The organism is Streptomyces anthophorae (genome assembly GCF_049310305.1).
In the GTDB taxonomy this organism is placed as follows: Bacteria; Actinomycetota; Actinomycetes; order Streptomycetales; family Streptomycetaceae; genus Streptomyces.
This window is the reverse complement of sequence record NZ_JBLWQQ010000001.1, coordinates 5,875,461-5,894,098: the sequence shown is the minus strand read 5'-3', so window position 1 is coordinate 5,894,098 and position 18,638 is coordinate 5,875,461. Positions and strand designations below refer to the sequence as shown.

Sequence of the window (18,638 nt, the reverse complement as noted above, 5' to 3'; positions counted from 1 at the left end):
GCGGTTACTTGTCGGCGAGCTTCCAGGCGGTGGGCAGCGCGCCCATCGCCAGGGCCGCCTTCAGCACGTCGCCGATGAGGAACGGCGTGAGGCCCGCGGCGATCGCGGCCGTGAGGCCCATGCCGGTGGACAGGGCGAGGTACGGGACGCCGACCGCGTAGACGATGGCCTCGCCGAGGACGAACGTTCCCGCGGTGCGCAGCATCGAGCGGTCGCCGCCGCGCCGGGCGAGCGCGCCGACCGCGGCCGAGGCCAGCATCAGGCCGATGACGTAGCCGAACGAGGCCGACGCCATGCCCGAGCCGCCCTCCGCGAACCACGGCACCCCGGCCATGCCCGCGAGCGCGTACACGGCGAGCGCGAGGAAGCCGCGGCGGGCGCCGAGCGCGGTGCCGACGAGCAGCGCGGCGAAGGTCTGTCCGGTGACCGGGACCGGCGAGCCCGGGACCGGGATCGCGATCTGCGCGGCGATGCCGGTGAGGGCGGCGCCACCGACGACAAGCGCGATGTTCTTCGCGCGGGAGGCGGGGAGGAGGTCGGCCAGGACCTTGCCCGGACGGGCGGTCGTGACAACGGCGGTGCTCATGGGGACTCCGCGTTCGGTTGGAGGACCTTGCGGTCGGGCAGGGGCAGGACTTTGTGACGCTATCCCAAGGGAGTTGGGCCGATCACGGTCGCCGGTCGACAAAGCGGCCCACGCCGTGTTGGTGGGCTCTGAACAAACAACGGCGCGTACACCCCGTACAAGGTGATGCTCGTCACTGGGCGAGGCCGCAGGGTAGTCCGTTTTGCGCGCGGGGCCGCTTGAACGGGAGACTGTAGGTTCCCGCCAAACCGCGCACGCCGGCGCGGCCCGCACATCCGAGATCGGCTGAAGCCCCATGCAAGACGAACCACTCTCCACCGGGCTGAAGCAGCGCCACCTCACGATGCTCGGTCTCGGCGGGGTCATCGGCGCGGGCCTGTTCGTCGGCTCGGGTGCCGGTATCGCGGTCGCGGGGCCCGGCATCGTCGTCTCGTACCTGATCGCGGGCGCGCTCGCGATGCTGGTGATGCGGATGCTCGGCGAGATGTCCGCCGCCATGCCCGCGTCCGGTTCCTTCTCGGTGCACGCGGAGCGGGCGCTCGGGCGGTGGGCCGGGTTCAGCGCCGGCTGGCTCTACTGGTTCATGCTCGTGGTGGTGCTCGCCGTCGAGGCGACGGGCGCGGCGCAGATCGCGAACGGCTGGGTGCCCGGCATCCCGCAGTGGGCGTGGGTGCTGCTCTTCATGGTCGTGTTCACCGCCGCGAACCTGACGGCGGTGAAGAACTTCGGCGAGTTCGAGTTCTGGTTCGCGGCCCTCAAGGTCTTCGCGATCGTCGCGTTCCTGGTGCTCGGCACGCTCGCGATCTTCGGCGTCCTGCCGGACACCGATCCGGTCGGCCTCACCCATCTGACCGGCGACGGCGGGTTCCTGCCGCACGGCTGGCAGGGCGTCGTCTCCGGAGTGCTCGCGGTGGTCTTCGCGTTCGGCGGCCTGGAGGTCGTGACGATCGCGGCCGCCGAGTCCGAGGACCCGGCCCGCTCGGTCGCGCGCGCGGTGCGCAGCGCGGTGTACCGGATCCTGTTCTTCTACGTCGGGTCGATGCTGGTCATCGTGACCGTGCTGCCCTGGACGGAGCAGAAGGCGGGGATCAGCCCGTACGTCACCGTGCTCGACTCGATCGGCGTCCCGTCGGCGGCGCAGATCATGAACATCGTGGTGTTCGTGGCGCTGCTCTCCGCGCTGAACGCCAACCTCTACGGCTCGTCCCGCATGATCTTCTCGCTGGCCGAGCGCGACGAGGCGCCGAAGTCGCTGCTGAAGGTGAGCGGTGGCGGGGTGCCGCGCCGCGCGGTGCTCGCCTCGGTGGCCTTCGGGTTCATCTCGGTCCTGCTCAACCTGGAGTGGCCGGACACGATCTTCCTCTACATGCTCAACTCGGTCGGCGCGGTGCTGCTGTTCGTGTGGGCGCTGATCGCGGTGTCGCAGCTGCGGCTGCGGCGGCGCATCGAGCAGGAGGCCCCGGAGCGCCTCGTGTTGAGGATGTGGGCGTTCCCCTACCTGACGTGGGTGGCGATCGCCGCGATGGCCGCGGTCTTCGGCCTGATGCTGACCGACGACACGGCGCGGCCGCAGTTGATGTGGTCGACCGGGGCGACGCTGCTCGTCCTCGCGGTCGCGGGCGTACGGGAGTTGCGCGCACGGCGTGCCTGAACGGTGCCCGGTCGTTCACCGTACGTCGACATGATCGTCGCGGCGTGTGAGCGTGGTGTCCGTATACCGGAAACCTATTCCCTGTGAGCGGGCCGTGCGCCGAGACTGTGGCAGTTTTACGCACCGTTTACGCCAGGACCGTCACCGCTACTGAACAGGGCACACCCATGTCTGGGAACTCAGCGCAGTCCACAGCAGAGAGTGCGGACGCGCGGCCGGAGGGGCAGGAGCCGGCCGAGCCGTCGCTGTCGCACGGCCTCAAGCAGCGCCATCTTTCCATGATCGCGCTCGGTGGCGTGATCGGCGCAGGGCTCTTCGTGGGCTCCGGCACCGCGATCGCCGCGGCCGGCCCGTCGATCATCCTCGCCTACGCGATATCCGGCGCGCTCGTCATGCTCGTGATGCGCATGCTGGGCGAGATGGCGGCCGCCTACCCGGCCTCCGGCTCCTTCTCGGTGCACGCCGAGCGGGGCATCGGGCCGTGGGCGGGCTTCACGGCCGGATGGTCGTTCTGGTTCCTGCTCTGCGTGGCCGTCGGCCTGGAGGGCATCGGCGCGGCGGGCATCGTGCACGGCTGGGTGCCGGGCGTCCCGGAGTGGGCCTGGGTGGCCCTCTTCATGCTGCTGTTCACGGTCACGAACCTGTCGGCGGTGAAGAACTTCGGTGAGTTCGAGTTCTGGTTCGCCGCCCTCAAGGTCGGCGCGATCGTGCTCTTCCTCGTCATCGGCGTCCTGGCGATCCTCGGCGTGCTGCCCGACGTCGACGCCCCCGGCATGTCCAACCTCACCGGCCACGGCGGCTTCATGCCGAACGGCACGGAAGGGTTGATCGTCGGCCTCTTGGCCTCGGTCTTCGCGTACGGCGGCCTGGAGACGGTGACGATCGCCGCCGCCGAGTCGGAGCACCCGATCCAGGGCGTCGCGAAGGCGGTCCGCACGGCGATGTGGCGCATCGCCCTCTTCTACGTCGGCTCGATGGCGGTCGTCGTGGTCCTGCTCCCCTGGACCGCGAAGGAGATCCCGACCAAGGGCCCGTACGTCGCCACGCTCGACCACCTCGGCGTCCCCGCGGCCGGCCAGATCATGAACGTGGTCATCCTCGTGGCGCTGCTCTCCGCCATGAACGCCAACATCTACGGCGCCTCCCGCATGGCCAGTTCGCTGGTCGCCCGCGGCATGGGCCCGAAGGTCATCGGCAAGGTCTCCAACGGAGTGCCGCGCGTCGCCGTCCTGTTGTCGGCCGTCTTCGGCTTCGTGTGCGTGCTGCTCAGCTACTGGCGCCCGGACGACGTCTTCGCCTGGCTGCTCAACACCATCGGCGCGATCATCCTCGTCGTCTGGTTCTTCATCGCGGTCTCGCAGCTGGTGCTGCGCCGCAAGCTGGAGCGCGAGGCGCCGGAGAAGCTCGTCGTGAAGATGTGGGCGTACCCCTACCTGACGATCATCGCGCTCGTCGGCATGGTCGCCGTCTTCGTCCTGATGGCCCGCGAGCACGACACGCGGATCCAGCTGTACTTCTCGGGCGGCCTGGCGGTCGTCCTCGCGGCGGTCGGCTACGCGCGGCAGAAGATGGCCGAGAAGAAGTAGCCCCACCCGCTCACCGTTCAACGTTCAACACGAAGGGCCCCCGGACCACTTGGTCCGGGGGCCCTTTCGTCGCGCCCGCCCATTGCGCCCGGCACTCCTGCTGTTAGCCTGCACTTGCAATAGAGTTGCAATAAGCAGTCGGAGGGCACGGAGAGACATGGCCACGTACACGCTTCCTGAGCTTCCGTACGACTACGCGGCGCTTGAGCCGGTGATCAACCCGCAGATCATCGAGCTGCACCACGACAAGCACCACGCGGCGTACGTGAAGGGCGCGAACGACACCCTGGAGCAGCTCGCCGAGGCCCGGGACAAGGAGCAGTGGGGCTCCATCAACGGCCTGGAGAAGAACCTGGCCTTCCACCTCTCCGGCCACATCCTGCACAGCATCTACTGGCACAACATGACCGGCGACGGCGGCGGCGAGCCGCTCGCGGCGGACGGCGTGGGCGAGCTCGCGGACGCACTGACGGAGTCCTTCGGCTCGTTCGCGGGCTTCAAGGCCCAGCTGACGAAGGCCGCGGCGACCACGCAGGGCTCCGGCTGGGGCGTCCTCGCGTACGAGCCGGTGAGCGGGCGGCTCATCGTCGAGCAGATCTACGACCACCAGGGCAACGTCGGTCAGGGCTCGACCCCGATCCTCGTCTTCGACGCCTGGGAGCACGCGTTCTACCTTCAGTACAAGAACCAGAAGGTCGACTTCATCGAGGCGATGTGGCGGGTCGTCAACTGGCAGGACGTCGCCAAGCGGTACGCCGCCGCGAAGGAGCGGGCGTACAACCTGCTGCTCGTGCCGTGACCAGCACCGCGTGATGCGTCCCGCCTCGTGATCGTCTTCTCAACCTTCACGCGCGGCGGGCGGAAAGAGACGGGCCCCCGCGAGGATGTGACTCGCGGGGGCCTGTCGGTATGCGGGGTTCCGGGGGAAATTGGCTGCATGATGAAAGCAGAGCGCCACGACTGGGACTGCCGCACCTGCCACGGGATGCGCGGCTTCCGTCAGCTGAAGCCCCACGAGGCAGCACATCTGGCCTCGGAGGGCCACAGCTCGGCCGACATCAACAAGACCTGGCGATGCGCCACTCCCGGATGCCTGACGCTGCGGCGCCACCTGTCCTCATGGCACGGTCGGCTCCCGGACGACATCGACGACTAGTCGAAGATCGGGCCCACCGTGCGCGTGCGCTTGATCTCGTAGAAGCCCGGGACCGAGGCGACGAGGAGCGTGCCGTCCCAGAGCTTGGCCGCCTCCTCGCCCTTGGGCGCCGGGGTGACGACGGGGCCGAAGAAGGCGATCTGGTTGCCGTCGGCTCCCGGCACCGCGATGACCGGCGTGCCGACGTCCTGGCCGACCAGGTCGATGCCCTCCTTGTGGGAGGCGCGGAGCTCCTCCTCGTACTTCGTGGCGTCCCAGTGGTCGAGGAGCGAGGCGGGCAGGCCGACCTCCTCCAGGGCGCCGGCGACGGCCTCCTTCGTGGGGCCCTCGCCGCGGTTGTGGATACGGGTGCCGAGCGCGGTGTAGAGGTCGCCGAGTACCTCCGCGCCGTGCTCCTGCTGTGCGGCGATGACGACGCGGACCGGGCCCCAGGCCTGGGTGCGCATCATCTCCTGGTACTCCTCCGGCAGCTCGTCGAGGCGCGGCTCGTTGAGCACCGCGAGGCTCATCACGTGCCAGCGGACCTTGATGTCGCGGACCTTCTCGACCTCCAGGACCCAGCGCGAGGTCATCCAGGCCCAGGGGCACAGGGGGTCGAACCAGAAGTCGACAGGGGTCTTCTCGGACATGGCTCTCCTCAAGGTTCACCGGGTGGTCTCGGCTGCGGCAACACGGTCCGTGCCCGGTCCATTCCCCGATGTCCGGTGTCGGAGCCGCGTGCGAGGATCGTAGGCGGCTGAACAGTTACGTCACAAAGGAGTGCCGCCGTGCCCGGTGAGAATCTGTCCCGCGACGAGGCCCGCGAGCGGGCGGGGCTGCTGTCCGTCGACGGGTACGAGGTGGCGCTCGACCTGCGCTCCGCGATCGGCGAGTTCGCCGGCGAGGGGCCGCGCACCTTCCGCTCCGTGACCACGATCCGGTTCCGGTCGAACGAGGCGGGGGCGGGCACGTTCGTCGACCTGATCGCGCCGTCCGTGACGGCCGTGTCGCTGAACGGCGAGGACCTCGACCCCGCGGCCGTGTTCGACGGCAGCCGCATCCAGCTGGAGAGCCTGGCCGAGGAGAACGAACTGGTGGTCGACGCCCAGTGCGCCTACTCGCGCACCGGCGAGGGCATGCACCGCTTCGTCGACCCCGAGGACGGCGAGGTCTACCTCTACACGCAGTACGAGCCGGCCGACGCGCGCCGCGTGTTCGCGAACTTCGAGCAGCCCGATCTGAAGGCCCCGTACCGGTTCAGCGTGCAGGCCCCCGAGGGCTGGACCGCGTGGTCCAACGGCACGGGAGAACTGGTCGACGGCGTCTGGCGGTTCGCCGAGACCAAGCCGATCTCGACGTACATCACGGCGGTCGTCGCCGGCCCGTACCACTACGTGACGGACTCGTACGAGCGGACCTTCGAGGACGGCTCGAAGCTCGTCGTGCCGCTCGGCGCGATGTGCCGCAAGGGCCTCGCTCCGTACTTCGACGCCGACGACGTCTTCACCGTCACCAAGCAGGGCCTCGACTTCTTCCACGACAACTTCGACTACCCGTACCCCTTCGGGAAGTACGACCAGGCCTTCGTGCCCGAGTACAACCTCGGCGCCATGGAGAACCCCGGGATGGTCACGTTCCGCGAGGAGTTCATCTTCCGCGGCAAGGTCACGCAGGCGTCCTACGAGCGGCGCGCGAACGTGATCCTCCACGAGATGGCCCACATGTGGTTCGGCGACCTCGTCACCATGCGCTGGTGGGACGACCTGTGGCTGAAGGAGTCCTTCGCGGACTTCATGGGCGCGTTCTCGATGGTGGAGGCGACGCGGTTCACGGACGGCTGGATCACCTTCGCCAACAACCGGAAATCGTGGGCGTACCGGGCGGACCAGCTGCCGAGCACGCACCCGATCACGGCCGACATCCGGGACCTGGAGGACGCGAAGCTCAACTTCGACGGCATCACGTACGCCAAGGGCGCCTCGGTCCTGAAGCAGCTCGTCGCATACGTCGGGCGGGACGCGTTCCTCGAAGGCGCGCGGCGGTACTTCAAGCGGCACGCGTACGGGAACACCGAGCTCGGCGATCTGCTCTCCGCCCTTGAGGAGACGAGCGGGCGCGATCTGGCCGCCTGGTCGCGGTCCTGGCTCCAGACCGCGGGCGTCAACTCCCTCACTCCGCAGGTCACGTTGAACGCCGAGGGGCAGATCACCGAGCTGGCGGTCGTGCAGGAGGCCGCCGCTTCGCACCCCGAACTGCGGCCGCACCGGGTCGCCGTGGGCCTGTACCGGCGTACGGCCGAAGGGGCGGTCGAGCGGTACGCGCGCGCAGAGGTGGACGTCGACGGGCCGCGGACCGTGGTCGCCGAGCTGGCCGGGGCCGAGGCCCCCGAGCTGGTCCTGGTCAACGACGACGACCTCACGTACTGCAAGATCCGCTTCGACGAGGGGTCCCTCGCGACGCTGCGGGAGCGGCTCGGGGACGTCTCCGACCCGCTGGCGCGGGCGCTGTGCTGGTCGGCGCTGTGGAACGCGACGCGGGACGCGTTGATGCCCGCGCGGGACTTCATCGACCTCGTCCTCCGGTTCGCGGGCCGCGAGTCCGACATCGGGGTCCTCCAGATGCTGCACGCGTGGGCGCGTTCCGCGCTCGTGCACTACGCGGCGCCCGAGTGGCGCGGGACCGGCGGGCGGCTGCTCGCCGAGGGGGCGCTCAAGGAGCTGCGGATCGCGGAGCCCGGCAGCCAGCACCAGTTGACGTGGGCGCGGTTCTTCGGCGCGGTCGCCTCCAGCGAGGCCGATCTCCAGTTGCTGCGGGGCCTGTTGGACGTGGACGGCGGCGCGAAGATCGACGGGCTCGACGTCGACCAGGAGCTGCGGTGGGCGTTCCTGGAGACGCTCGCGACGTACGGGGTCGCGGACGAGGGCGTCCTGGCGGCGGAGCTGGCGCGGGACGACACCGCCTCCGGCAAGCGGCACCAGGTGCGGTGCCTCGCGGCGCGGCCCTCCGAGGCCGTGAAGGCGCAGGCCTGGGCGCAGGTCGTGGAGTCGGACGCGCTCAGCAACGCGCTGGTGGAGGCCACGATTTCGGGGTTCCAGCAGCCCTCGCAGCGGGCGCTCACCGCGAGGTACGCGGAGAAGTACTTCGCGGTGATCGAGCGGGTGTGGGGCGAGCGGTCGATCCAGATCGGGATGGATGTGGTGCGGGGTCTCTTCCCCGGGTTGCAGGACTCGCAGGCGACGTTGGACGCGACGGATGCGTGGCTCTCCGAGCATGAGGGGGCGGCGCCTGCGTTGCGGCGGCTGGTGCTCGAGGCGCGGGACGATTTGGCCCGGTCGCTGCGGGGGCAGGCCTGCGACCTCGCTGCCGCCAGGTAGTCGGAGTGGTGGCGGTACCCCGGGGTTGCGGCCCCGGGGCTCTGCCCCGGACCCCGCGCCTCCATCGCCGGCGGGGCTTGACTGGGCCAGTTTTGCTTGATGTGGCCAGTGTTACCGAATGCTGGCATTCGCGGCCGTAACCCAGGGTTCGCCTGGGGTTTTCGGCAGATGGAGGCGGGGGCTTTAGGGCGGGGATGTCCCGAGTTTCCTACGGGGACGTAACAGCGGTTAGCGGGGGGTTCCGGGGCGGGAATGGGCCGGTCATGAACCAGAACACCCCCGCCCCGCTCTCCCCCCGCCCCCTGCGTCACCTCACCCAGAACCAGCGGCAGCTGATGAGCGCCGCGCAGTTGAAGGCGCACGGCGTGGGCGCCGCCGCCGTGTCCGAGCAGTGCCGGGCCGGTGGGTCCTGGCAACAACTGCTGCCAGGTGTGTACTTGTTGCACCCCGGCCCGCCCAGCGGTGAGGAGCGGCTGCACGCCGTGCTGCTGTACTCGGGGCGGGCCCCCGAGCGGCGCGGGCGCCCGGACGGCGTGCCCGCGCAGCACACCCCCGACCGCGTCCCGTACACCGACACCATGGTCACCGGGCTCGCCGCCCTCGCGCTGCACGGCTTCTCCGCCGCTCCCCCGCTGGCCTCCCTCGACCACATCGACGTGCTCGTCCCGCGCACCCGCCGGCTGCGCTCCACCGCCTTCGCTCGGCTGACCCGGACCACCGCACTGCCGACCCCCGTACAGCTGCGGGGAGTTCCGGTCGTCCCCGTGCCGCGGGCGCTCGCCGACGCGGTGTCCCAGCTGTCCGACGCGGGTGCCGTGCGGCGGCTGCTCACCGAGGCCGTGCGGGGCGGACACTGCGAACCGGCGGTCGTCGTGCGGGAGTTGACGCAGGCGCGGCTGCTGACCAGGCCGTACGTCGTCGACGCCGTCGACTCGCTGCTCGCCGAGGGGCGCACCATCGCCGAGGACCGGCTGTACGCGATGGTGCGCGAGCACGGGCTGCCCGATCCCGTCTGGAACGTGGATCTGCGGCTGCCCGGCGGCCCGCACCTCGGCGGCGTCGACGCGTTCTGGCCCGACCACTCCGTCGCCCTGGAGCTGGACACCCGCTCGCCGCGCCCGGGCATTCGGCAGGACGACGGCCCGTTCTGGAGCGAGCACGCCCGTAAGCGCGAGCACTTGGAGCGGCTCGGGATCACGGTCGTGCACATCGCCCCGAAGAAGCTGCGCGAGTCGGCCGAGCAGCAGGCCGCCATCGTGCGGACCGCGCTGATGGCCTCCGGGGACCGGGACCCGGGGGCGTACGTCGTGGTCCTGCCCCGGTGACCGGGTGGACTACTTCGGGCAGAACTCCGCCAGGGCCACCTTCGCCTGGTCGCCCGCCCAGTCGCCGTTGAAGTTGAACGCGAGCGCGTGGTCGCCGTCGGCCGTGGTCAGGGCCAGCGTCGAGGAGCCGTGGATGCCGCCGCTGTGGCCCCAGACCGTCTTTCCGCAGGGCAGGTCCTCCCGCATCAGGGCGAGGCCGTAACGGGAGTCGGGCGTCTCGGGTCCGGTGGGGACCGTCGTCTTCATCTCCTTGAGCTGCCGCGCCGGAAGGAGTTCGCCGCGCAGCAGCGCGGAGTAGAAGGTGTTCAGGTCCTTGGAGTCGGAGATGATCTCGCCCGCCGCGCCCGCGATCGAGGGGTTGAGCTCGGTGACGTCGACCGGGGTTCCGCTGCCGTCCGCGGTGAGCTTGGAATACGCGCGGGAGGCGGGGCGCGGGACCGTGGGGTCGGTGCCGGGCAGTGAGGTGCCGGTCAGGTGGAGCGGGTCGAGGATGCGCTCGCGGATCTCCTCGGCGTACGGGCGGCCCGTGACCTGCTCGACGACCATGCCCGCGAGGACGAAGTTGGTGTTGGAGTAGGCCCACTTCGCGCCGGGGGCGAAGTCGGGCTCGTGGCGGGTGGCGACGCGGACGAGTTCGGTCGGGGTCCAGGTGTCGTAGCGGTGCTTCAGGAAGCCGTCCTTGGCGAAGACCTTCCGCTGGAAGTCCTTGTCGGCCGTGTAGTTGAAGATTCCGCTGGTGTGGTTGAGGAGCTGCCGGAGGGTGATCTTCGTGCCGTCGTTGCCGTTGCCCTCGATCAGGCCGGGCAGCCAGTGGTCCACGGTGTCGTCGAGGCGGAGTCTGCCCTCGGCCTCCAGCTGGAGCAGGACCGTGGCGACGAAGGTCTTGGTGAGCGAGCCCGCGCGGTAGTGGTCGTGGGCGCCGCGGCGGCCCGCCGTCCCGTTCCAGGCCCGGCCGCCGTCCACGGCCCGGGCGGTGGCCCCGGGGACTCCGGCGCGGACCGCGGCGTCGAGCGCCTGTTGGGTCGCCCGGTGCCCGCCGCGGTCGGCCGCGCCGGGCGCCGCGACGGCCGGGGCGGCGAGCGCCCCGGTCGCGACCGTCGTGATGGCGAGTACCGTCGCCGCCCCCAGCTTGATCGTGCGCTGCAACATGCTTCTCCCTCAGTCCGAAAGGCCCTGGTCCGTGAGGGCCGTTGGCCGGTTCGGCCGGAGGGACTCGAGGGGCCGCCGCGAGGGTTGCTTCGGATTGTGAGGGTTGAGCCGGTTTCAGCCCTTCCGCAGAACGAGCTCCGTGTTGCGGTCGCCGGGGGTGCCGGAGAGGGTGGCGCGGGAGCCGGGTGCGTTGAAGGAGAGCTCGCGGTAGAGGGCGGCAAGGCCGGTCTGGGTGAGGTCCGTGAAGTCGGTGCGGTGCGGGGCCGAGGACTCGATGAGCGTCGTGAACACGGACAGCGTGCCGTCGTGGTTGTCGGCGACCTCGATGATGCGGGCGAGCTGCGGGAAGTCGACGTGGGACGCGGTGGAGATCTCCCAGAAGCCGGTGCCTCCGTCGGCTCCCGGATGTGGCGTGATGTCGTTCTTGTGACTGTGGCCGTTCACCCAGGCGAGAACGGGGCGGTGGGCCGCGAGCAGGGCGGTCAGCTCCTCGCCCCCGTGCCGCTTCTCGCCGCGACGGGCGGGGTCCTCGCGGAGGTTGCGCATCGTCTTGGACGTGTGGTGCGAGAACACGAGGACGTGGTCGCCGCGCCGCTCGGCTGCCTTCAGCTCGCGCTTCAGCCAGTTCAGTTGGGACGTGCCGATCGAGCCCTCGTAGTGGCCGGCCGGGTCCGTGGTGTCGAGGCTGATGCCGAGGACGTCGTCGGAGATCCGGAACACGTAGTGCTGCGTCGCGTCGGCCAGGTTGGCCTGGGTGTAGCCGTGGCCGATCGGCCCCGGGCCCATGTGGGCGGGGTCGAGGTGCGCCGCGACGTACTCGGCCGGGGTGAACGGGGCGCGCGCCTCGTCGGGCGTCACCCGGCGCATCTTCCGCTTGTGCGAGACGAGCAGCTCCTTGAACGCCGCGCCCTTCGGGTCGCCGCCGCTCTGCACGTTGTCCCAGATCGCCTTGCCCGTGGCGGTGTCGAGGTCCATCAGCTTGCGGTCGCCCACCGCGAACTCGGCGAAGTACGGGTCCGCGGGCGCGTAGCAGCCGCCGGGCAGCGAGTCGTGGTTGCCGACCGTGGAGTACCAGGGGAGGTTCAGTCCTGGGCTGCGCAGTTCGGCGATGGCCGCGTCCAGGAAGCCGGGGATGCGGGGGAAGCCGTGGTCCCGCTTGTCGCCGTCCCGGAAGGCGTCGTCCGGCTGCCAGTACAAGGGCAGCCCGCTGTTCTGGACGCCTTCGTAGTGGCGGGGGTCGCCGGTGTTGGGGCTGATGCGGCCGCCGCTCATCGCCTTGAGGAACCAGTCGAGTTCGGAGCGGGCGTTGTTGTCGGTGTTGTCGCCCGTCGTCATCACGAAGTGCAGCGGTGAGGCGGTGACGGGGGCGCCGCGCAGTGCGTTCACCCGCTCCACGAGGGCGACGGCCCCGGCGACGCTCAACGCCTCCTGCGGGCGCCAGGCGCTCGCGGTCTGCGAGCGCAGGTACTCGTAGCGCAGGGGGTGCTGTACGTCGACCAGGTGCAGGTCGGTGAACTGGACGAACGCGGCGAGCGGCGTCCGCTTGGCCGTGCGGCCGCCGTGGGCGGGGCCGAGTTCGGTGCGGACGACGCGTTCCCAGGCGGGTCCGTCGCCCAGGCGCCGGTAGCCGGAGCCCGCGGCGGCGGTGGCGACCGCGGCGAGGGTGGTGCCGCGGGTGTACGGGGCGAGGGGGGCGGCGGGGGCCTCGCGGGACATCGCCCGTACGGGGGCGGCGGCCTGGTGGGCGGCGGCGCGGGTCTCACCGCCCGGGCCCAGGGCGTATCCGATACCGGCAGAGAGGGTCACCGCGCCGGTCGCGGTCAGGAATGCGCGGCGGTCGATCTCTGCGGCGGCTGTGGTGACAGAGCGTATGCGCGGCATGGCGCGGTCTCCCCGAGTGCGAACGCGTCGACAGTGACGGCCGGGCCGGTCCGGTCGGACCGCCCTTCCGTACTGGATCGTTGGCAGTGGGGGTGACCTGCGCGTGAACGGCGCCGCAACGGGCGCCGCCGATACCGGGACGTGGATCTTGGCCCAGCCGTGACTGTGCCGCATCGTCACGCGACGGTGGGTCCGGGGCGCCCCGTCGGTCACGCCGTGTTCACCTTCCGGGGAAGCGGGGGTGTGGAGCCGTGCCGTGGTCGGCGCCCTCGTACCCGTTGCGCGGCACCGGGCGCCGCCTTGCCCACCCTGCCGCCCAAGGCGGCAGATTGCCCAAGGCGGTGGCGGCACCCCGCGAGGCCGAGGCCCCCGGAGGGGGCGGGTGGTGGGAGATGACCGGGGGCAAAGCGCGTCACCTACGGGTGGCCGGGCAAATTCAGCCCCTGCGGCGATTGAGCAGCGGGGGCCGGGGTGGAGCCCCGAGGGTGGTGGGCGTCACGACGGGACGTGGCCGGAGGACGGACGCTCGCGCCACAGCGTCATGCCCACGTCGACCAGTTCCACCCGCGGCAGGTCCTGGACCGCCTCGAGGTCGTGCCAGGCGGCCATGTCGGTCGAGCCGTTCTCCTCGTGCCGCAGCTCACCCCCCGTGATCACCCCCTCGTACACGAGCCGCAACCCGTGGAAGTCGGCCATCTTGCCGAGCTTGCGGGGGTAGCGGCGCAGCACCGAGTGGACGCCGAGCAGAGCGACCGGGTCGACGACGTAGCCCGTCTCCTCGTCGACCTCCCGGATCACCGTGTCGTACGGGTCCTCACCGTGGTCCATGCCACCACCCGGCAGGGTCCACCGCTTGCTCCCGTCCCCGGCGACCCAGCGGGCCAGCAACACCCGCCCCTCGCGGACGCACACCGCATAGGCCGCCACCCTCAGCTCTTTGTTCATCCCCCGACGCTAGAGGCATCCGCGCCCGGGTGCAGGTGTTACGCGCCTTGCCGGTCCCGTCACGGTTTGGGCGGGATGACGCATGGCGGAAGTACGCCATGGCGAGTTCCCGGCTCGGGCAACTCTCCCCAAACTGTGGTCACTTACGTAAAGCTGAGCGGTCATCCGGCACCGAAATCCGGATTCCTTTCACCTTTTACGTACAGGGATGCTGATGACCACCGATCCCCAGCGCGCCCCCATATCCGGCGCGAGACGCGCGGCCCGGCTCGCGGCGGCCGCCGGCCTCGTGGCCGCGCTCACCGCGACCGGGCCGATACCCATGGCCTTCGCCGCGGACGCGGACCCCGCTCCGACCCCGAAGTCCGCGACCGACAAGCTCGGCGCGCACGACGCCGAACTGCTCGCCGACGCCAAGGCCGACCACAAGAAGAACGTGACCATGATGGTCGCGACCACCCCGGGCAGGACCGAGCAGGTCGCCGACCAGCTCGACGCCGTCAAGGGCGGCTCCGTGGGCCGCACCTACGACAAGCTCGGCTACGTCCGGGCGACCGTGCCCACCGGCCGCGCCGAGTCCGCCATCAAGTCCGCGGAGAAGCTCGACTCCGTGCGCGGCATCGACCTCCGCCAGGAGATCGCGCTCGACGACCCGAGGCCCGCCGCCGACACCACGAAGGGTGCCTCCGCGAAGGCCACCGGCTCGTACAGCGGCCCCGGCAAGAGCACCCCGGCCAAGAACCCGTACAACCCGTCGTTCGAGACGGGCGCCGTCGACTTCGTGAAGCAGCACCCGAAGTCGGACGGCCGCGGCGTCACCATCGGCATCCTCGACTCGGGCGTCGACCTCGGCCACCCGGCGCTTCAGAAGACCACCACCGGCGAGCGCAAGATCGTCGACTGGGTCACCGCGACCGACCCGATCGTGGACGGCGACGCGACGTGGCGGCCGATGGTCACGAAGGTGAGCGGTCCGACCTTCACGTACAACGGCCGCACGTACAAGGCCGCTTCGGGCTCCTACGGGATCAGCACCTTCGCCGAGTCCGTCACGGCCGGCGGCGACGCCAAGGGCGACGCGAACCGGGACGGCGACACCACCGACAAGTGGGGCGTGCTCTACGACGCCGCCAAGGGCACGGTGACCGTCGACCTCAACGACAACGGCGACTTCACCGACGACGCCCCGATGAAGCCGTACAAGGACGGCTACCAGGTCGGCTACTTCGGCAAGGACGACCCGTCCACCGACGTCGTCGAGCGCCAGCCGTTCGTCGTCGAGGTCCGCAAGGACGTGCCCATGGACCCGTACGGCGGCGACTGGGTCGGCAAGAAGGCCGACTTCGTCAACATCGGCGTCATCGAGTCCGAGCACGGCACGCACGTCGCGGGCATCACCGCGGCCAACGGCCTGTTCGGCAACAAGAACATGAACGGCGCCGCCCCGGGTGCGAAGCTCGTCTCGTCGCGTGCCTGCACGTGGACCGGCGGCTGCACCAACGTCGCGCTCACCGAGGGCATGATCGACCTCGTGACGAAGCGCGGCGTCGACATCGTCAACATGTCGATCGGCGGCCTGCCCGCGCTGAACGACGGCGCCAACGCCCGCGCGCTGCTCTACACCCGCCTCATCGACGACTACGGCGTGCAGCTGGTCATCTCGGCGGGCAACTCGGGCCCCGGCGCGAACACCATCGGCGACCCCGGCCTCGCGGACAAGGTGCTGTCCGTCGGCGCGTCCATCTCGAAGGACACCTGGGCCTCCAACTACGGCTCCCAGGTCGAGAAGTCGTACGCGATGATGCCGTTCTCCTCGCGCGGCCCGCGTGAGGACGGCGGCTTCGCGCCGCTGATCTCGGCCCCCGGCGCCTCCATCAACTCCACCCAGACCTGGCTGCCGGGCAGCCCGACCCCGGAGGCCGGCTACTCGCTGCCCGCCGGTTACTCGATGCTCCAGGGCACGTCGATGGCATCGCCGCAGGCGGCCGGCGCGAGCGCGCTGCTGATCTCGGCCGCCAAGCAGCAGAAGGTGTCGCTGAACCCGGCGAAGCTGCGCACCGCGCTGACCTCGACCGCGAAGCACATTCCGGGCGAGCAGGCGTACGCGGAGGGCACCGGCCTCATCGACATCGTCGACGCGTGGGACTCGATCGAGCACCGGCCGAGCACGCAGACGTACACGGTGAAGGCACCGGTCGACACCGCGCTCGACTACGCGCTGAAGACCCCGGGCTCCGGCACCGGCATCTACGACCGCGAGGGCGGGCTCAAGGCCGGGCAGAAGAAGACCTACGAGGTCACCGTCACCCGTACCTCGGGCTCCTCGAAGGCCGTCGCGCACAAGCTGTCGCTGAAGAACAACTCCGGTGACACGTTCTCGATCGTCGGCTCCAGCACGGTGTCGCTGCCGCTGAACAAGCCGGTCACCGTGAAGGTGCAGGCGAAGCCGTCGGCCGCCGGGCTGCGCAGCGCGATCCTGCGCGTCGACGACCCGAGGACCGAGGGCGTCGACCAGCAGATCATGGCGACGGCCGTCGTCTCCTCGCCCGTCAAGTACACGTTCGCCGCGAAGGGTTCGGTGCAGCGCAACAGCGTGAAGTCGTACTTCGTGACGGTGCCCGAGGGCGCGAAGTCGCTCGAGGTGCGGATGGGCGGGCTCGCGGCGAAGAGCCAGACGCGCTTCATCTCCATCCACCCGTACGGCGTTCCGGTCGACACGACGTCGACGCCGAACTGCTACCCGAACTACGGGGACGGGTCGGGCAACGGCTGCCGTCCCGACCTGCGGTCGTACGACGCGCCGCAGGCCGGTGTCTGGGAGATCGAGGTCGAGGCACGGCGTACGTCGCCGCTGCTCGACAACCCGTACGCCCTTGACGTCGCCGTGCTCGGCGCGGACTTCGACCCGGCGGTGCAGACGCTGCCCGAGGCGAAGGTGGGCACGCCCGCCGACGTCTCGTGGAAGGTGGCGAACAAGTTCGCGGCCATCGACGGCGGCAGGCTGACGGGCGGTGCGCTCGGCTCCTCGAAGACGGCGCGGCCGACCATCGCGAACGGGGCGTCGCAGACGTCGACCGTGGAGGTTCCCGAGGGCGCCGACAAGCTCGACGTCACCATCGGCAACGTCTCCGACCGGGCCGCGGACCTCGACCTCACGGTCCTCGACAAGGACGGCAAGGTCGTCGGGTCCTCGGCCGACGGTGACTCCGAGGAGTCCGTGAGTGTCGCGAAGCCGGCCGCCGGTACGTACACGGTGCAGGTGGACGGGTACTCGGTGCCGTCCGGGTCGACCGAGTACGACTACGTCGACGTCTTCTTCTCGCCGTCGCTCGGCACGGTGAAGGTCGACGAGTCGAAGACGGTCTCGCTGGAGACGGGCGCGTCGGCGTCCGTCTCGGCGCAGGTCGTCGCGGCGGCCGCGGCGCCTGAGGGGCGGGAGTTCTTCGGGCAGGTGCGGTTGCTGAATGAGCGGGGCGTTGCCGCGGGGGTCGGTAGCGTGAAGCTGGAGAAGGTCACGCCGTAGCCTCCGGCTGGGCGTGATCTGGGGGCGGTCACCTGCGGGTGGCCGCCCCTCCATCGTTGATGGGTCTGTTTCCGCCTCACCGGCGCCACGGCCTCGGGGCTCCGCCCCGGACCCCGCGCCTCAATCGCCGGCGGGGCTGAAATTGCCGAACCGGCGTTCCGGACGCCCCGGACCCCGCTGGCTCTCGTACGAAAGGCGGGCTTGATCTGCCCACCCGCAAGCCATGGCCCCTGCGGCCCTCGCCCCGGCCTCCGCCCGTCTCCCACCACCCGCCCCCTCCGGGGGCGTCGCCCCGGACGGGGTGGCGGCGGCAACCGGTACGCGGCACCGACAGCTTGAGGTCTGCGTCATCCGTGAGCGGCACGGGCCCTTGGGGTCGCGGCGGGGCGGGGCGTCGGTTGTTCTCGGCGCGCGGTGCCTTGGTGGCCGGCCCTGCGTGGTGGCTACCGGGGGCACTCCGGGGCTGGAGCCCCCGGAGGGGGCGGGTGGGTGGGAGGTGGGCGGGATACCGGCGAAGGCCGGGTGACTGCACACAGCGGGGTACCGGCACAGGGTGCGGTACCCGGCACAGGACCAGGTACCGGCACAGGGCGAGGTACCCGGCGCAGGATCAGGTGCCGACACAGGAGCTGGTGCCGGCGCACGGCCAAGTAGCGGCGCAGCGCTGGTACCCGCGCACGGCCAAGTACCGGCGCAGCGCTGGTACCCGCGCACGGCTGTCGGTCCGCGCCGCCGGCAGCCCGACCAGCCGGTGGCGCGACCACATCCGCCGCCTCAACGCCCCCCCCATCAAGGCGCATCGCAGTGGAGGTCCCGGGACTCGGGCAGCGCGCGCAGGATGTCCGCGCGGGCCTCGGTCACGGCGCGGCCCGTCTCCCAGGTCTGCCGGTCGTCCGGGCCCGCCGGCACCCGGATCAGCGTGTACGTGCCCCGTCGCAGGTCGCGTTCGGCCGTGCCGTCGAGTGTCAGCGTCAGCGTGGGGTGGGACCGGGCCGGGCGGTCGGGGCGGTAGGAGCGTTCGACCTTGAGGACGACCCGTACGTCTCCGTCGGCGCGCGGCGTGATGCTGGTCACCCGGCCCTCCACCAGCACCCGCGAGCACGCGATGCGCATCGCCTGCGAGGAGGCGGCGGACTTTCCGCCGTCCTGGGCCACCGCCTTGTCGTCCGCCGAGCTCGCGTCCCCGCCGCCGCCCGGCGCGCTCATCCCGAGCCACACAAGGCCACCGAATACGGACACCGCGCACGCCGCGACGAGCCCGCCGAAGGCCCACCGCACCGGCCGCCGACGCCGCACCGGCGCGGGCCGGGCCGCGGCCACCGGCTCCCGGCGGGACGCCAGCGCGTCGCCGAGGCCCCGTACCTGTTCCCGCAGCAGCGCGACATCCGCCGCGACCGCCGCCGCCTCGGGGTCGTCGGCCGGCAGCGGCTCCCCGGCCACGGCCAGCATCAGCAGCCGGTCCTCGGACTCAGCGCCGTTCACG

General features: G+C 71.0%; 13 protein-coding genes. 7 read left to right on the top strand and 6 right to left on the bottom strand.

What is annotated here, in order from left to right; all coding sequences use genetic code 11:
- Positions 1-4 precede the first annotated feature (4 nt).
- Complete coding sequence (locus ACNYS0_RS26720) at positions 5-586, bottom strand: biotin transporter BioY (RefSeq protein ID WP_422476991.1); 582 nt, start codon at positions 584-586, stop codon at positions 5-7.
- 295 nt (positions 587-881) lie between these two features.
- On the opposite strand from ACNYS0_RS26720, the gene ACNYS0_RS26715 reads away from it, so the two are divergent.
- From ACNYS0_RS26715 to ACNYS0_RS26700, 4 genes are all read left to right on the top strand, one after another.
- Positions 882-2,237 carry an amino acid permease gene (locus ACNYS0_RS26715; protein ID WP_422476990.1) on the top strand — a complete coding sequence of 452 codons (1,356 nt, stop codon included), beginning with the start codon at positions 882-884 and terminating at the stop codon, positions 2,235-2,237.
- Between the two features lie 167 nt (positions 2,238-2,404).
- The gene (locus ACNYS0_RS26710; protein WP_422476989.1) at positions 2,405-3,823 is read left to right on the top strand and encodes an amino acid permease; all 1,419 of its coding nucleotides are present in this window, start codon (positions 2,405-2,407) and stop codon (positions 3,821-3,823) included.
- Positions 3,824-3,980: 157 nt separating this feature from the next.
- Entirely contained in the window at positions 3,981-4,622 is a 642-nt protein-coding gene (locus ACNYS0_RS26705) for a superoxide dismutase (RefSeq protein ID WP_267070450.1), read from the top strand.
- 138 nt (positions 4,623-4,760) lie between these two features.
- Positions 4,761-4,979 (top strand): hypothetical protein, encoded by a 219-nt coding sequence (locus ACNYS0_RS26700; RefSeq protein WP_422476988.1) that lies wholly within the window; start codon positions 4,761-4,763, stop codon positions 4,977-4,979.
- Here ACNYS0_RS26700 and ACNYS0_RS26695 read toward each other — a convergent pair.
- Positions 4,976-5,608, bottom strand: a complete 633-nt coding sequence (locus ACNYS0_RS26695; RefSeq protein WP_422430744.1) for a mycothiol-dependent nitroreductase Rv2466c family protein — start codon at positions 5,606-5,608, stop codon at positions 4,976-4,978. The genes ACNYS0_RS26700 and ACNYS0_RS26695 overlap by 4 nt on opposite strands.
- Positions 5,609-5,746: 138 nt before the next feature.
- Between ACNYS0_RS26695 and pepN the strand changes: the two genes are divergently transcribed.
- Positions 5,747-8,332, top strand: coding sequence for an aminopeptidase N (pepN, locus tag ACNYS0_RS26690; protein WP_422476987.1), 2,586 nt, complete (start codon positions 5,747-5,749; stop codon positions 8,330-8,332).
- A 263-nt stretch (positions 8,333-8,595) separates the two neighbouring features.
- Positions 8,596-9,657 (top strand): hypothetical protein, encoded by a 1,062-nt coding sequence (locus tag ACNYS0_RS26685; RefSeq protein WP_422476986.1) that lies wholly within the window; start codon positions 8,596-8,598, stop codon positions 9,655-9,657.
- 9 nt (positions 9,658-9,666) lie between these two features.
- Here ACNYS0_RS26685 and ACNYS0_RS26680 read toward each other — a convergent pair whose 3' ends face one another.
- The 3 genes from ACNYS0_RS26680 to ACNYS0_RS26670 form a co-directional block, all read right to left on the bottom strand.
- Positions 9,667-10,806 carry a serine hydrolase domain-containing protein gene (locus ACNYS0_RS26680; RefSeq protein ID WP_422476985.1) on the bottom strand — a complete coding sequence of 380 codons (1,140 nt, stop codon included), beginning with the start codon at positions 10,804-10,806 and terminating at the stop codon, positions 9,667-9,669.
- A gap of 114 nt (positions 10,807-10,920) precedes the next feature.
- Positions 10,921-12,687, bottom strand: coding sequence for a TIGR03767 family metallophosphoesterase (locus ACNYS0_RS26675; RefSeq protein ID WP_422476984.1), 1,767 nt, complete (start codon positions 12,685-12,687; stop codon positions 10,921-10,923).
- A 495-nt stretch (positions 12,688-13,182) separates the two neighbouring features.
- Complete coding sequence (locus ACNYS0_RS26670; protein WP_422476983.1) at positions 13,183-13,632, bottom strand: NUDIX hydrolase; 450 nt, start codon at positions 13,630-13,632, stop codon at positions 13,183-13,185.
- A 214-nt stretch (positions 13,633-13,846) separates the two neighbouring features.
- On the opposite strand from ACNYS0_RS26670, the gene ACNYS0_RS26665 reads away from it, so the two are divergent.
- On the top strand, positions 13,847-17,155 hold the full coding sequence (locus ACNYS0_RS26665) for a S8 family serine peptidase (protein ID WP_422476982.1): 3,309 nt from the start codon (positions 13,847-13,849) through the stop codon (positions 17,153-17,155).
- 789 nt (positions 17,156-17,944) lie between these two features.
- Here ACNYS0_RS26665 and ACNYS0_RS26660 read toward each other — a convergent pair.
- Positions 17,945-18,637, bottom strand: a complete 693-nt coding sequence (locus tag ACNYS0_RS26660) for a hypothetical protein (RefSeq protein WP_422476981.1) — start codon at positions 18,635-18,637, stop codon at positions 17,945-17,947.
- Position 18,638: the final 1 nt, after the last annotated feature.